This is a genomic window from Streptomyces sp. NPDC031418, from assembly GCF_055581605.1.
The window spans coordinates 108,754-123,890 of the sequence record NZ_JBVIJC010000020.1; the positions used below are offsets into that span (position 1 = coordinate 108,754).

General features: G+C 70.8%; 11 protein-coding genes. 7 read left to right on the forward strand and 4 right to left on the reverse strand.

The features are described from left to right. The first annotated feature begins 131 nt into the window (after window positions 1–131). Window positions 132–3,248 carry an efflux RND transporter permease subunit gene (locus ACZ5CZ_RS27845; RefSeq protein WP_385844056.1) on the forward strand — a complete coding sequence of 1,039 codons (3,117 nt, stop codon included), beginning with the start codon at window positions 132–134 and terminating at the stop codon, window positions 3,246–3,248. A gap of 86 nt (window positions 3,249–3,334) precedes the next feature. Continuing rightward, window positions 3,335–5,548, forward strand: a complete 2,214-nt coding sequence (locus ACZ5CZ_RS27850; protein ID WP_468947002.1) for a protein kinase domain-containing protein — start codon at window positions 3,335–3,337, stop codon at window positions 5,546–5,548. A 36-nt stretch (window positions 5,549–5,584) separates the two neighbouring features. On the opposite strand, the gene nadA is transcribed toward ACZ5CZ_RS27850, so the two are convergent. Further along, window positions 5,585–6,769: a quinolinate synthase NadA gene (nadA, locus tag ACZ5CZ_RS27855; RefSeq protein ID WP_467542738.1), complete on the reverse strand. Its 1,185-nt coding sequence runs from the start codon at window positions 6,767–6,769 to the stop codon at window positions 5,585–5,587. 264 nt (window positions 6,770–7,033) lie between these two features. Here nadA and ACZ5CZ_RS27860 point away from each other — a divergent pair, with 264 nt between their 5' ends. After that, complete coding sequence (locus ACZ5CZ_RS27860) at window positions 7,034–7,390, forward strand: iron-sulfur cluster assembly accessory protein (RefSeq protein ID WP_385844052.1); 357 nt, start codon at window positions 7,034–7,036, stop codon at window positions 7,388–7,390. A 74-nt stretch (window positions 7,391–7,464) separates the two neighbouring features. Here the strand turns inward: ACZ5CZ_RS27860 and ACZ5CZ_RS27865 are convergent, their stop codons facing one another. Together ACZ5CZ_RS27865 and ACZ5CZ_RS27870 are read right to left on the reverse strand one after the other, a co-directional pair. After that, a complete protein-coding gene (locus ACZ5CZ_RS27865; protein ID WP_468947006.1) occupies window positions 7,465–8,958 on the reverse strand; it encodes a hypothetical protein in 1,494 nt (497 codons plus the stop codon). A 101-nt stretch (window positions 8,959–9,059) separates the two neighbouring features. Continuing rightward, on the reverse strand, window positions 9,060–9,272 hold the full coding sequence (locus tag ACZ5CZ_RS27870) for a hypothetical protein (protein WP_385844048.1): 213 nt from the start codon (window positions 9,270–9,272) through the stop codon (window positions 9,060–9,062). Window positions 9,273–9,401: 129 nt separating this feature from the next. Here ACZ5CZ_RS27870 and ACZ5CZ_RS27875 point away from each other — a divergent pair, with 129 nt between their 5' ends. Further along, window positions 9,402–10,376, forward strand: a complete 975-nt coding sequence (locus ACZ5CZ_RS27875) for a carbohydrate kinase family protein (protein ID WP_385844047.1) — start codon at window positions 9,402–9,404, stop codon at window positions 10,374–10,376. 19 nt (window positions 10,377–10,395) lie between these two features. Here ACZ5CZ_RS27875 and ACZ5CZ_RS27880 read toward each other — a convergent pair whose 3' ends face one another. Further along, complete coding sequence (locus ACZ5CZ_RS27880; RefSeq protein ID WP_468947008.1) at window positions 10,396–11,778, reverse strand: aminotransferase class V-fold PLP-dependent enzyme; 1,383 nt, start codon at window positions 11,776–11,778, stop codon at window positions 10,396–10,398. 258 nt (window positions 11,779–12,036) lie between these two features. Here ACZ5CZ_RS27880 and ctaC point away from each other — a divergent pair, with 258 nt between their 5' ends. From ctaC to ACZ5CZ_RS27895, 3 genes are read left to right on the forward strand one after another with little or no spacing between them, the layout of a single operon-like run. Then, window positions 12,037–12,996, forward strand: a complete 960-nt coding sequence (gene ctaC / locus ACZ5CZ_RS27885) for an aa3-type cytochrome oxidase subunit II (protein WP_385844044.1) — start codon at window positions 12,037–12,039, stop codon at window positions 12,994–12,996. Continuing rightward, complete coding sequence (gene ctaD, locus ACZ5CZ_RS27890; protein ID WP_385844043.1) at window positions 12,993–14,729, forward strand: aa3-type cytochrome oxidase subunit I; 1,737 nt, start codon at window positions 12,993–12,995, stop codon at window positions 14,727–14,729. Before ctaC ends, ctaD begins: the two co-directional genes overlap by 4 nt. Then, complete coding sequence (locus tag ACZ5CZ_RS27895; RefSeq protein ID WP_385844042.1) at window positions 14,726–15,124, forward strand: cytochrome c oxidase subunit 4; 399 nt, start codon at window positions 14,726–14,728, stop codon at window positions 15,122–15,124. Before ctaD ends, ACZ5CZ_RS27895 begins: the two co-directional genes overlap by 4 nt. Window positions 15,125–15,137: the final 13 nt, after the last annotated feature.

The window sequence follows — 15,137 nt, forward strand, 5'->3', positions numbered from 1 at the left end:
GTAGAGATGGCATAAGGAACGGGACCTGGGGCCTACGGAACGGCCCCTGGCCATGGCTCAGGGTGGTGAGGTGGGCGCTCACCCGTGCGCCCCGCCGTGCTTCTGCCGCTCACGGAAGAGGACCCTGACCCATGTCCTGGCTGTCCAGATTCAGCCTCGCCCAACGGGCCCTCATAGGGCTCATGTCGATCGTCGCGCTGGTCTTCGGGCTGATTGCGATACCCCAGATCAAGCAGCAGCTGCTGCCCACCATCAACCTGCCCATGGTGTCGGTCATCGCGCCGTACCACGGCGCCTCGCCCGACGTCGTCGAGAAGCAGGTCGTCGAGCCCATCGAGAACAACCTCCAGGGCGTCTCCGGCATCAAGGGTGTCACCTCCACCGCCAGCGAGGGCAACGCCGTGATCATGGCGTCCTTCGACTACGGCAACGACACCAAGCAGCTCGTCTCCGACGTCCAGCAGGCCGTCAACCGGGCCCGCAACCAGCTTCCCGGCGACGTCGAGCCGCAGGTCATCTCCGGCTCCACGGACGACATGCCGACCGTGGTCCTCGCCGTCACCTCGGACAAGGACCAGCAGTCCCTCGCCGACCAGCTCGACCGGACGGTCGTACCGTCCCTGAAGGACATCGACGGCGTGGGCCGGGTCCAGGTCACCGGCGTCCGTGACGTCCAGGTCACCGTCACCCCCGACGAGGCCGCGCTCGGCCGGGCCGGACTCACCCCGGCCGCCCTCGGCCAGGCGCTCCAGGCGGGCGGCGCGACCGTCCCGGCCGGTTCCTTCGAGGAGAACGGCGCCAACCGCACCGTCCAGGTCGGCGGCGGCTTCACCTCGGTGCAGCAGATCCGGGACCTGATGATCGCCGGCGCGAACGGCGGCAAGCCCGTCCGCCTCGGTGCCGTGGCCACCGTCAAGGAGCAGCCCGCCCCGGCCGACTCCATCACCCGCACCGACGGCCGGCCCAGCCTCGCCGTCAGCGTCACCATGGACCACGACGGCAGCGCGGTGTCCATCTCCGGCGCGGTCAAGGACAAGCTGCCCGACCTGCGCCGTCAGCTCGGCTCCGGCGCCCGGCTGACCGTCGTGAGCGACCAGGGCCCGGCGGTCTCCAAGTCCATCAAGGGCCTCACCACGGAGGGCGCGCTCGGTCTGCTCTTCGCGGTCCTGATCATCCTGCTCTTCCTCGCCTCGCTCCGCTCGACGCTGGTGACGGCGGTCTCCATCCCGCTGTCCGTCGTCCTCGCGCTGATCGTGCTGTGGACCGACGGCCTGTCCCTGAACATGCTCACGCTGGGTGCGCTGACCATCGCCATCGGCCGGGTCGTGGACGACTCGATCGTGGTGCTGGAGAACATCAAGCGGCACCTCGGGTACGGCGAGGAGCGCAAGGAGGCCATCCTCACCGCGGTGCGCGAGGTGGCCGGCGCGGTCACCTCCTCCACCCTCACCACGGTCGCCGTGTTCCTGCCGATCGGCCTGGTCGGCGGCATGGTGGGCGCGCTGTTCGGCTCGTTCAGCATCACGGTGACGGCGGCCCTGCTGGCGTCCCTGCTGGTGTCGCTGACCGTCGTACCGGTCCTGTCGTACTGGTTCCTGCGCGCTCCGAAGGGCACCCCGGAGGACGCCGAGGAGGCGCGCCGGCGGGCCGAGGAGAAGGAGGCGAACAGCCGCCTCCAGCGCGCGTACGTCCCCGTGCTGCGCTTCGCCACCCGGCGCCGGCTGACCAGCGTCCTGATCGCGATCGTGGTCCTGGTCGTCACGTTCGGCATGTCCGGGCTGCTGAAGACCAACTTCTTCGACCAGGGCGAGCAGCAGGTCCTCACCGTCAAGCAGGAGCTGAAGGCCGGCACCGGCCTCGCGGCCACCGACGCCCAGGCGAAGAAGGTGGAGAAGCTCATCGCCGCCACCGACGGCGTCAAGGACTACCAGGTCACCGTCGGCTCCTCCGGCTTCATGGCGGCCTTCGGCGGCGGCACGGACACCAACCAGGCCACCTACCAGGTGATGCTGAAGGACTCGAAGTCCTACGACGAGGTCCAGCAGCGCCTGGAGGACGGGCTGAAGAAGCTCAAGGGCATCGGTACGACCACGGTGGCGGCCGGTGACGGCTTCGGCAACCAGGACCTCAGCGTCGTGGTGAAGGCCTCCGACCCGCAGGCGCTGCGCACGGCGGCCGAGCAGGTCCGCTCCACCGTCGCCGGGCTCGACCACGTCACGGACGTCACCAGCGACCTGGCGACGAGCGTGCCGCGGATCTCGGTCAAGGCCAACGCCAAGGCGGCGGCGGCCGGGTTCGACGACCAGAAGCTCGGCGCGGCGGTCGCCGAGGCGGTGCGCGGCACGACGGCGGCCAAGGCGGTCCTGGACGACACCGAGCGCGATGTCGTGGTGCGGTCGGCCAAGCCCGCGACGACGCTCGCACAGCTGCGGAACCTCCGCCTCGGCCCGGTGAAGCTCGGCGACATCGCCACGGTGAAGCTGGTGGACGGCCCGGTGTCGCTGACCCGGATCGACGGCCAGCGCGCCGCCACCATCACCGCCAAGCCGACCGGTGACAACACGGGTGCGATCAGCACCAAGCTCCAGGCGAAGATCAAGGCCCTGAAGCTGCCCGCGGGCGCCAAGGCGGAGATCGGCGGGGTCAGCTCCGACCAGGACGACGCGTTCAAGAACCTGGGCCTGGCCATGCTGGCGGCGATCGCGATCGTCTTCATGCTGCTGGTCGCGACCTTCCGTTCGCTGGCCCAGCCGCTGATCCTGCTGGTGTCGATCCCCTTCGCGGCCACCGGCGCGATCGGTCTGCTCGTCGCCACCGGCACCCCGATGGGCGTCCCGGCGATGATCGGCATGCTGATGCTCATCGGCATCGTGGTCACCAACGCGATCGTGCTGATCGACCTGATCAACCAGTACCGCGGCCAGGGCTACGGTGTGGTCGAGGCCGTGGTCGAGGGCGGCCGGCACCGGCTCCGCCCGATCCTGATGACGGCGCTGGCGACCATCTTCGCCCTGCTCCCGATGGCCCTGGGCGTCACCGGCGAGGGCGGCTTCATCGCCCAGCCGCTCGCGGTCGTCGTCATCGGCGGTCTGATCACGTCGACCCTGCTGACCCTGCTCCTGGTCCCGACGCTCTACGCGATGCTGGAGCTGCGCAAGGAGCGGCGGGCGAAGAAGCGGGCGGCGAAGAAGGGCGCACCGGCCCCGGCGCAGCCCACCTCCGACGAGCCCGAGCCCGCGGCGGTGTAGCGGTTCGGCACCCGTGGCCCCTTCCCCCCTGAGCTGTCCTTATCCTGTGGACTCCAGCTGCTTCGCGGGGGAAGGGGAACGGGGCGGTGTCACTGCGCATGGAGGAGCCGAGGTCGGTCGGCGGCTATCGGATCGTCGACCGGCTGGGGTCCGGCGGCATGGGGGTCGTCTACCGGGCCCGGGCCCGTTCCGGGCGCGAGGTCGCCGTCAAGATCGTGCACGCCCAGTACGCCGAGGACCCCGTCTTCCGGGCCCGCTTCCGGCAGGAGATCGCCGCCGTAAGGAAGGTGAGCGGCGCCTTCACCGCGCCGGTCGTGGACGCCGACCCGGAGGCCGTACGGCCCTGGATGGCCACCCAGTACGTGCCGGCGCGCTCGCTCGCGGAGTGGATCGAGCAGGTGGGGCCGCTGCGCGCCGCCGAGCTGCGGGGCCTCGCCCTCGGGCTGGTGGAGGCGTTGCGGGACATCCACCGGGCCGGCGTCGTGCACCGGGACCTCAAGCCCGGCAACGTCCTGATGGCCGAGGACGGCCCGCGCGTCATCGACTTCGGCATCTCCCGCGCCGCCGGTGACCGGACCCTCACCGAGACCGGCCACATGATCGGCACTCCGCCGTTCATGTCTCCCGAGCAGCTCACCGACGCCCGTACGGTCGGCCCCGCCTCGGACGTCTTCTCCCTCGGCGCGCTGCTGGTCTACGCGGCGACCGGCCGCGGCCCCTTCGACACCGACAGCCCGTATCTGACGGCCTACCGGGTGGTCCACGAGGAACCGGACCTGGAACCGCTGACTCCGGCCCTGCGCGCCATCCTGACCCGCTGCCTCGCCAAGGACGCCGCCGACCGGCCCGGACTGGACGCGCTGGCGGAGGATTTCGCGACCGGCCTGCCCGCCCCCGCGCCCGGCGACCTGCCCACCGTGACCCTGCGCCGGCCCGACCCGGAGCCGACCCGGCCCACGGCGTCCGGGCGGCGGACCGGGGTGCGTCGTCACCGCGCTCGGCTGCTCGCCCTGGCCGGGGCGTCCGGGGTGCTGGGGATCGCACTCACCGCCTATCTGCTGCTCGGCCCCTCGCAGGGAGGCAGCACCACCGGAGCCGGCGGCACCGTCGGCGCCACGGAGGCCCGCCGCTGGGCGCCGGTGCCGGCCGGCTGGCGCCCCTGGCGGACCACGGTGTTCGCGAACGCCGCGCACGGCGTCACCAAGGCGCCCCACGGCTCCGGCGACGGCTCCCTCTCCTGCGCGCAGGAGTCCGGCTCCCTCTACTGCGCCGGTGACCAGGTCCTGCCGGTCCGGCTCGACGCGCTGACCGGCAAGGTGCTCTGGCGCGCCGACGACGGGCCCGGCACCGGCGCGATCCGGTACGAGAACTACGTCCTCGGCGTGCACGACGGCGTGGTACTGCTGCGCCGGACCCGGTTCCTGGACATGGGCGGCGACAGCGTGCCGTCCGTCGTCGCGCTCGACGCAGGGACCGGGAAGGTGCTGTGGTCCCGGCCGATGACGGACCGGATGGCCGACATGCCGGCCCTGGTGGCGGGCCTGGCCCTGGCGCCCGACGAGAGCGCCGGGCATGCGTTCGTCGCGTACTCCCTGCACGGCGGTGGCCGCCGCTGGTCGATGCCGCTGCCCGCGGACCACTCCTGCGACGTGTACGACCCGGACGGCGGCCTGTACGCCGTGTGCAGCCGGTTCACGGGTACCCGGCCGGGCGCCCGGCTGCTCTCCGTCGACCCGGCCGACGGCACCACCCGCACGCTGGCCGTGCTCCCGACCCGCACCACCTATCTGGGCGCCCTCGGCGGCCGTCTGGTCTTCGCCCAGCAGAGCGGGACGGGGAGCCAGGGCCCGGACGACACGGCCTACGGCCACGCGATCCTGGTGGACCGGGAGACCGGGGCGCAGCGGACGGTGGCGCTGGCGGGCGCGCCCAAGGGGGAGGTGACCCTCACGGGCGGCATGCTCTGCTTCACCGTCTCCAACGGGCTGGTCACCGCCCACTCCCCGGAGACGGGAAAGCGGCTGTGGCGGACCCGGACGACCTTGGAGCAGCCGGGCCGCCCGGTGGCCGACGGCCCGGACGGCACCGTGTTCCTGGCCAGTGTCAGCGGCCGCGCGGCCGCCCTGGACGCCCGCCGGGGGCACCGGCTGTGGGAGTCGTACCCCCTGGCCGGCGGCGCGCAGAGCGGCTACCCCGCGCTGGCCTTCCTGGACCGGGGCGCGCTGCTGGTCACCGCGCCCGACGGCACCGTCTTCTCCCTGGACCCGGCGCACCCGGAACGCACTCCGGCCTCGGCGTGACCGCACGCCGAGGCCGGGAGCGACCGGACGCACCGGTTACGGCAGGGCGAGCATCCGCTCCAGCGCCAGCTTGGCGAACGCCTCCGTCTCCGGGTCGACCTCGATGCGGTTGACCAGGTTGCCCTCGGCGAGGGACTCCAGGGCCCAGACCAGGTGGGGCAGGTCGATGCGGTTCATGGTCGAGCAGAAGCAGACCGTCTTGTCGAGGAAGACGATCTCCTTGCCCTCGGGAGCGAAACGGTTCGCCAGGCGGCGTACCAGGTTCAGCTCGGTGCCGATGGCCCACTTGGAGCCGGCCGGGGCGGCCTCCAGGGCCTTGATGATGTACTCGGTGGAGCCGACGTAGTCCGCCGCGGCCACGACCTCGTGCCGGCACTCGGGGTGCACCAGGACGTTCACCCCGGGGATGCGCTCGCGCACGTCGTTGACCGAGTCCAGGCTGAACCGGCCGTGCACCGAGCAGTGCCCGCGCCACAGGATCATCTTGGCGGCGCGCAGTTCCTCCGTGGTCAGCCCGCCGTTCGGCTTGTGCGGGTTGTAGACGACGCAGTCCTCCAGGGACATCCCCATGTCCCGCACGGCGGTGTTGCGGCCCAGGTGCTGGTCCGGCAGGAACAGCACCTTCTCGCCCTGCTGGAAGGCCCACTCCAGGGCCCGCTGGGCGTTGGAGGAGGTGCAGATGGTGCCGCCGTGCTTGCCGGTGAACGCCTTGATGTCGGCCGAGGAGTTCATGTACGAGACGGGGACCACCTGCTCGGCGATCCCGGCCTCGGTCAGCACGTCCCAGCACTCGGCGACCTGCTCGGCCGTCGCCATGTCGGCCATCGAGCAGCCGGCCGCCAGGTCCGGCAGCACGACCTTCTGGGCGTCGGACGTCAGGATGTCCGCGGACTCGGCCATGAAGTGCACACCGCAGAAGACGATGTACTCGGCCTCCGGGCGCGCGGCCGCGTCCCGGGCCAGCTTGAAGGAGTCACCCGTGACGTCGGCGAACTGAATGACCTCGTCACGCTGGTAGTGGTGACCGAGCACGAAGACCTTGTCGCCGAGCTTCTCCTTGGCCGCGCGGGCGCGCATCACCAGGTCGGGGTCGGACGGCGACGGCAGGTCACCGGGGCACTCGACGCCCCGCTCGCTCTTCGGGTCGGCCTCGCGGCCGAGCAGCAACAGGGCGAGCGGAGTCGGCTGCACGTCGAGCTCCGGGGTCTGGGCGGTGGTCACGACACGCACCCTTTCTACTTTTCGTCTAACTGACGCTATCTATCATAACCGCTTCACGTCACTTTGACGATGGCCATAGCGTCGATGTGACGTGAATCCCGTGCGCGCAGCCCCCGGGATCGCTGTCCGCGTCTGCGGGCATGTGCGAGCATGAAGACAGAACCGCCAACGCGACAACGCGACTGCCCGGCCCGGAATGAATCCGCGGAAGCGCCGGTTGCACTCGTCGGCAAGCAGTCTCCGTACAACCCGGGAGAGATGTAGATGTCCGTATCGGACGAGACCAGCACCGTCACCGACGGCATCATCCTGACCGACGCCGCCGCGGCCAAGGTGAAGGCCCTGCTCGACCAGGAAGGCCGCGACGACCTCGCGCTGCGCGTCGCCGTCCAGCCCGGCGGCTGCTCCGGCCTGCGCTACCAGCTCTTCTTCGACGAGCGCTCGCTCGACGGCGACGTGGTGAAGGACTTCGGCGGGGTCAAGGTCGTCACCGACCGCATGAGCGCTCCGTACCTGGGCGGCGCCACCGTCGACTTCGTGGACACCATCGAGAAGCAGGGCTTCACGATCGACAACCCGAACGCGACCGGCTCCTGCGCCTGCGGCGACTCCTTCAGCTGAGCCCAGGGCATGACGAAGGCGGCGGTCCGTGCAGCGGGCCGCCGCCTTCGTCGTACGTCCTCCGTCCGCATCCCTCAGGGGCGCGAGGGCGCCTGCGGCGCGCCGGGCGCGATCCGGCCGCCGTCCGCGCCGACCACCGTCCGCCCGTCCAGCGGCGCGGCCAGCCGTACCGTCTTCACGAACTCCTTGGCGATCATCACGCACACCTTGCCCCGCCAGGGGTGCTCGGTCACGGTCACGGTCACCCGCTCACCGCTCTCCCGCGCCACCGCCGTGTAGTCGGCGCACACTCCGCCGTAGAACCGCACGGTCAGCTCCCGGCCCTTCGCCGTATAGCCGGTCACCTTCACCGTCCCCGGTGCCGCGGGCCCGGTGGGCGCCGGGGGAGTGGCCGGCGTCGCCGAGGCCACGTACCGCGGATCGACCGCCGGGTACGTCACCGTGGACGCGCTTCCCGGCTCCGCCCCGCGCACCTCGAACAGCCAGGACGGCACCAGCGTCTGCCGCCCCGCGACGGAGTGCGCGGCCAGCCCGAACACCGCCCTGCCCACGGTCATCGTGTCCCCGGACGCCCCCGCCGACGGCGCCGTCCGGCACGGCTTCTCCAGCCGGTCCTTCAGCGGCATCGAACGGGTGCACCCGCCGATCCCCATCCGGTGCCCGCCCTTCGGCGCCGCGTTCATCAGCTCCAGCGTCCTGCGCGCCCCCAGCACCGGATACACCGACCCCTTCACCGGCGTCCCCAGCAGCCCGTGCCCGCCGACCAGCACACCCTGCTTGTCGACGGTCAGGCCGGTCGTCCAGCCGTACGTCGGCAGCCCGCCGACCACCGGATCCGCGTCGACCACCCGCTGGGCGCCCAGCACCTGGTCCGCCTCGATCTTCGCGCCGCCCAGCCCGGCCGCCTCCAGCACCGGCGCCGCCGCCTTCTCGGCCGCCGCCGCACTCACCGGGGTGCCCGCGGGGGCCATCGGGTCATGCGCGCACAGGACGCCCTTCTTGCAGTCGTCGGTGCCCGGCGCGTACCGGCTGAAGGTCCAGCTGCCCGGCGCGTCCCGGTTCACCTGGAGGCGCGGCCCGGTCCCGTCCTTGCCGCCGACCCGCCAGATCCGGCCCTCGGCCACCGGCGTCCCCGCCACCCCCAGCGCCTTCGCCAGCCGGGCCACCCGGTCCCGGCCGATCTCCGCCCCCGGCCCGTACACCGGCGCCGAGCCGGGCCCGGCCGGCAGCTCGCCGTGCGCCACGTACCGGGCGCCGTACGGATCCTGCTCCCCGGCGCCGTCCAGGACGAGCGGCGGGGGAGTGGCCCCCGCGCCGGCCCCGGCCGACGCGCCGCCCCGGCCGTCCGGGCCACCGCCCGCGGCGAGATACGCCCCGCCGCCGCCGACCAGCAGCACGGCGGCGGCGACGGAGAGGACGGCCCAGGACGACCGGCGCCGTCCGGCCCGCCCGCCGCCGCCCTCTTCGACCGCGGTCACGTCGTCCCCGGTGGTCACGTCGTCCCCGGGTGTCCCGGACGCCCCGGGGGTCTCGGGAGTCTCGGAGTTCTCGGGCCGCTCGCTGTTCACCGCATCGCTCCTCGCTGGGTCGTATCCCGCATCCCCCGCCTGGGGGACGGCGATGGGACGCGGCAGAGGAGCGCACGGTTCCCGGAAAACGCGCCCCCGGCTCAGTCGCCGTAGTCGGACATCGCGTCCAGCAGCCGGGCGGAGCGCGCGGGCACGGTCACCCCGTGGATCAGGGACGGCGGCACCGGCCGGGACTTCGGGCGCTCCGGCACCGCCCAGTGCGGAACCATGCGGGCGCAGTCACCGCGCAGCGCGGCCAGACCCTCTTCCAGGTCGGCCGGGGCGGTGGTGGAGTGGACCTTGAGGTTCGTCATAGTCGAACCGTAGGCACACGAAGACTGCGAAGAAAGATCTACTATCGGGTAGTTTTGCCACCTACAGTGGCGACCTCCGACCGGGTAGCGTGAACTGTCAATCCCGCCTCCCGCAGGAGAATCTCCGTCGTGCGCATTGCAGTCACCGGCTCCATCGCCACCGACCACCTCATGACTTTTCCCGGCCGTTTCGCCGACCAGTTCGTCGCGGACCAGCTGCACACGGTCTCGCTCTCCTTCCTGGTCGACAACCTGGACGTGCGCCGCGGCGGTGTCGCCGCCAACATCGCCTTCGGCATGGGCCAGCTCGGCACCCGGCCGATCCTCGTCGGCGCCGCCGGCTTCGACTTCGACGAGTACCGGGCCTGGCTGGAGCGGCACGGTGTGGACACCGACTCGGTCCGGATCTCCGAGACCCTGCACACGGCCCGCTTCGTGTGCACCACCGACGCCGACCACAACCAGATCGGCTCCTTCTACACGGGCGCCATGAGCGAGGCCCGCCTCATCGAGCTGAAGACCGTGGCCGACCGGGTGTCCGGCCTCGACCTGGTCCTCATCGGCGCCGACGACCCCGAGGCGATGCTCCGCCACACCGAGGAGTGCCGCTCCCGGGGGATCCCCTTCGCCGCCGACTTCTCCCAGCAGATCGCCCGGATGGAGGGCGAGGAGATCCGCATCCTGCTGGACGGGGCGACGTACCTCTTCTCCAACGAGTACGAGAAGGGCCTCATCGAGGCCAAGACCGGCTGGAGCGACGCCGAGATCCTCTCCCGGGTCGGCCACCGCGTCACCACGCTCGGCTCCCGGGGCGTGCGGATCGAGCGGACCGGCGAGGACCCGATCGAGGTCGGCTGCCCGGAGGAGGAGCGCAAGGCCGACCCCACGGGCGTCGGCGACGCCTTCCGCGCCGGGTTCCTGTCCGCCCTCGCCTGGGGCGTCTCGCACGAGCGCGCCGCCCAGGTCGGCTGCATGCTGGCCACGCTCGTCATCGAGACGGTGGGCACCCAGGAGTACCGCCTCCAGCGCGGCCACTTCATGGAGCGCTTCACCAAGGCGTACGGCGAGGAGGCCGCGGACGAGGTCCGCGCCCACCTGAGCTGACCGGGCCGGGGCACCCGCCTCAGGCGACCCTGCGCACCACGTAGGCCGTACCCCGCTGAGCCGGTTCCTCTCCGACGTACTCCTGGCCCCGCATCTCGCACCACGCGGGGATGTCCAGCCGCGCCGCCTCGTCGTCGGAGAGGACCCGTACGGTGCCGCCCACCGGCACCTGCCCGAACACCTTCGCCAGCTCGATCACCGGGATCGGGCAGCGCTTGCCGAGCGAGTCGACGACCAGCTCCCCGGGGCCCGGCTGCCCGGCCGGCGCCGCCGCCGGAGCCCCCAGCTGCTCGCGCACCCCCGCCACCGCCCCCGGCAGCACCTCCAGGAACCGCCGCACATCCGCCTCGGCCACACCCAACGGCAGCGACACCCGGACGTTGCCCTCGCTGAGCACCCCCATGGCCCTCAGCACATGGCTCGGGGTCAGCGTGCTGCTGGTGCAGGAGGACCCGGAGGAGACCGAGAAGCCCGCCCGGTCCAGCTCGTGCAGCAGCGTCTCGCCGGAGACATACAGGCAGGAGAAGGTGACGATGCCCGGCAGCCGCCGCTCCGGATCGCCCACCACCTCCGCGTCCGGCACCAGCTGTGGCACCCGGTCCCGGATTCGCGCCGTCAGTTCCCGCAGCCGTACCGACTCCTGGGCCGCCTCCGCCCGCACGGCGCGCAGCGAGGCGACGGTCGCCACGATCCCCGGGATGTTCTCGAACCCCGGCGCCCGCCCCGACTCCCGCTCGTCCACCGCCTCTTGGGCGGCGAACCGCACCCCCTTGCGCACGACGAGCAGCCCGACCCCCGAGGGCCCGCCCCACTTGTGCGCACTGGCCGCGAGCAGCGACCAGCCGCCCTCCACGGGCCCCCAGCCCAGCGACTGCGCCGCGTCCACCAGCAGCGGCACCCCGGCCGCCCGGCACACCTCGGCCACCTCCGCCACCGGCTGTACGGTGCCCACCTCGTGGTTGGCCGACTGCAAGCAGGCCAGCGCGGTGTCCGGCCGGAGCGCGGCGGCGTACTCCCCGGGGTCGACGGCTCCCGTCCGGCTGACGGCCACCTGGGTGACGGTGCCGCCCTCCGAGGTGTGCCGGTCGGCGGAGTGCAGGACCGAAGAGTGTTCGACGGCGGACACGATCAGGTGACGCCCCACCCGCCGCCGCCCGGCCAACGCCCCGGCCACACCCGTGTGTACGGCCCGGGTCCCGGACGAGGTGAACACCACCTCGTCGGCCCGGCACCCGATCGCCTCGGCAGCCGCCTCCCGGGAGGCATCGAGCAGCATCCGGGCCTTTCGCCCCTCCCGGTACAGCCGCGCGGGATCGGCCCACCCCTCATCCAAAGAGGCCAACAACGCCTGACGGGCCACAGGGTGGAGAGGAGCGGCGGAAGCAGCATCAAAGTAGGCCATACGGCAACGCTAAACCGCCGGTCAGGGGGACGCCCCAAAGGGGCGCGAGGAACGGCGCGACCAGCCACAACAGGCCCGCAGCCGCCAATCAAGCGAACCACCCGAGTTAGTAGGCACCCCTCCTCGCGAACCCTCGGAGAGGGTGGGCTAGGGTTTGGTCCGCATAAACATCCAAACCCCTGCCCGACGCAGGGCGGCGACCGACCAGCGAGAAGGCCGCAGCCGACCGCGCGGGCGAGACTCTCGGGAAGGCGCTACGTGAGTCCCAACGGCTCCGACCGCTCGCCGCGGCGCCCGATGCGGCGGAAGCTGCTGCAGGCACTGACCGCGGGCCTGGTCCTGGCGACCGCAACCGGTTGCACATACAAGGACTTCCCCCGCCTTGGCATGCCCACCCCGACCACGGAAGAGGCTCCGCGGATCCTCTCCCTGTGGCAGGGCTCCTGGGCTGCCGCGCTGGCCACCGGCGTGCTGGTGTGGGGCCTGATCCTGTGGAGTGCTTTCTTCCACCGGCGCAGCCGCACCAAGGTCGAGGTACCTCCGCAGACCCGGTACAACATGCCGATCGAGGCCCTGTACACGGTGGTCCCGATCATCATCATCTCGGTGCTCTTCTACTTCACGGCCCGGGACGAGTCGAAGCTCCTGGACCTCTCCAAGAAGCCCGACGTCACGGTCAACGTGGTCGGCTTCCAGTGGAGCTGGGGCTTCAACTACGTCGAGAACGTCCCGGGTGTCTCCGGTGACGCGAAGACCGACAAGAACCTGGACGCCATTCCGGACCGGTTCAAGAAGGACTTCCCGGCGAACGCCGGCGGTGTCTACGACGTCGGCACGCCCGGTACCCGGAACCCGCAGACGAACAACCCCGGTCCGACCCTCTGGCTCCCCAAGGGCAAGACGGTCCGGTTCGTCCTGACCTCCCGGGACGTCATCCACTCCTTCTGGGTGGTGCCGTTCCTGATGAAGCAGGACGTCATCCCGGGCCACACCAACGCCTTCCAGGTGACCCCCAACAAGGAGGGCACCTTCCTCGGCAAGTGTGCTGAGCTCTGCGGCGTCGACCACTCCCGGATGCTGTTCAACGTGAAGGTCGTCTCCCCGGCAGCGTACGAGCAGCACCTCAAGGACCTCGCCAAGAAGGGGCAGACCGGTTACATTCCCGCCGGCATCGCGCAGACGAGCCACGAGAAGAACCGGGAGACGAACAACCTGTGAGCATCCTCAACGAACCCCAGGGTGCCGCGGCAGCTGACGGCTCGTACTCCGACGAGCTGCCCGTCAGGCGCAAGCAGCCCGGCAATGTCGTGGTGAAGTGGCTGACGACCACCGACCACAAGACGATCGGGACGATGTACCTCGCTACGTCGTTCGCGTTCTTCCTGATCGGCGGCGTGATGGCGCTGCTCATGCGCGCCGAGCTGGCCCGTCCGGGCCTGCAGATCATGACGAACGAGCAGTTCAACCAGGCGTTCACGATGCACGGCACGATCATGCTGCTGATGTTCGCGACGCCGCTGTTCGCCGGCTTCGCGAACTGGATCATGCCGCTTCAGATCGGCGCGCCGGACGTGGCGTTCCCGCGGCTGAACATGTTCGCCTACTGGCTGTACCTGTTCGGCTCGCTCATCGCCGTGGGCGGCTTCCTCACCCCGCAGGGTGCGGCCGACTTCGGCTGGTTCGCCTACTCCCCGCTGTCGGACGCGGTCCGCAGCCCGGGTGCCGGCGCCGACATGTGGATCATGGGTCTGGCCCTCTCCGGCTTCGGCACCATCCTCGGCTCGGTCAACTTCATCACCACGATCATCTGCATGCGTGCCCCGGGCATGACCATGTTCCGCATGCCGATCTTCGTGTGGAACGTGCTGCTGACCGGTGTGCTGGTCCTGCTCGCCTTCCCGGTGCTGGCCGCCGCGCTGTTCGCCCTGGAGGCGGACCGCAAATTCGGTGCCCATGTGTTCGACGCGACCAACGGCGGAGCCCTGCTCTGGCAACACCTCTTCTGGTTCTTCGGCCATCCAGAGGTGTACATCATCGCGCTGCCGTTCTTCGGCATCATCTCCGAGGTCATCCCGGTCTTCTCCCGTAAGCCGATGTTCGGCTACATGGGTCTGGTCGCCGCCACCATCGCGATCGCCGGTCTGTCCGTGACGGTGTGGGCCCACCACATGTACGTCACCGGTGGTGTGCTGCTGCCGTTCTTCTCCTTCATGACCTTCCTGATCGCCGTCCCGACCGGTGTGAAGTTCTTCAACTGGATCGGCACGATGTGGAAGGGCTCGCTGTCCTTCGAGACGCCGATGCTCTGGGCCGCCGGCTTCCTGATCACCTTCACGTTCGGTGGTCTGACCGGTGTCATCCTGGCCTCGCCCCCGATGGACTTCCACGTGTCCGACTCGTACTTCGTGGTGGCCCACTTCCACTACGTGGTCTTCGGTACGGTCGTCTTCGCGATGTTCTCCGGCTTCCACTTCTGGTGGCCGAAGTTCACCGGCAAGATGCTGGACGAGCGCCTCGGCAAGATCACCTTCTGGACGCTGTTCATCGGCTTCCACGGCACCTTCCTGGTCCAGCACTGGCTGGGCGCCGAGGGCATGCCGCGCCGGTACGCCGACTACCTGGCGGCCGACGGCTTCACCGCGCTGAACACGGTCTCGACCATCTGCTCGTTCCTGCTCGGCCTGTCGATCCTGCCGTTCCTCTACAACGTCTGGAAGACGGCCAAGTACGGCAAGAAGATCGAGGTCGACGACCCGTGGGGCTACGGTCGTTCGCTCGAGTGGGCGACCTCCTGCCCGCCGCCGCGGCACAACTTCACCACCCTGCCGCGGATCCGCAGCGAATCCCCGGCGTTCGACCTGCACCACCCCGAGATCGCCGCGCTCGAGCAGCTTGAGTACGCCGGTCACGGCGCCAGCGCCGTCGAGGGCAGCAAGGAGGCCGGCAAGTGAAGATCCAGGGCCGGATGTTCATCTGGCTGAGCTTCTTCATCCTGATCATGGCCGTCGTGTACGGCGTGTGGTCGAAGGAGCCGGCCGGTACCACGGCGCTGTTCATGGCCTTCGGCCTGAGCATCATGATCGGCTTCTACCTGGGCTTCACCGCCCGGCGGGTCGACGCGGGTGCGCAGGACGACAAGGAGGCCGACGTCGCGGACGACGCGGGCGAGCTGGGCTTCTTCAGCCCGCACAGCTGGCAGCCGCTCATGCTGGGCGTCGGCGGCGCGATCGCCTTCCTCAGCATCGCGGTCGGCTGGTGGCTGATCTACTTCTCCGCGCCGTTCATCCTGATCGGTCTGTTCGGCTGGGTGTTCGAGTACTACCACGGTGAGAACCGCACCCAGTAGCACACGCGTACCC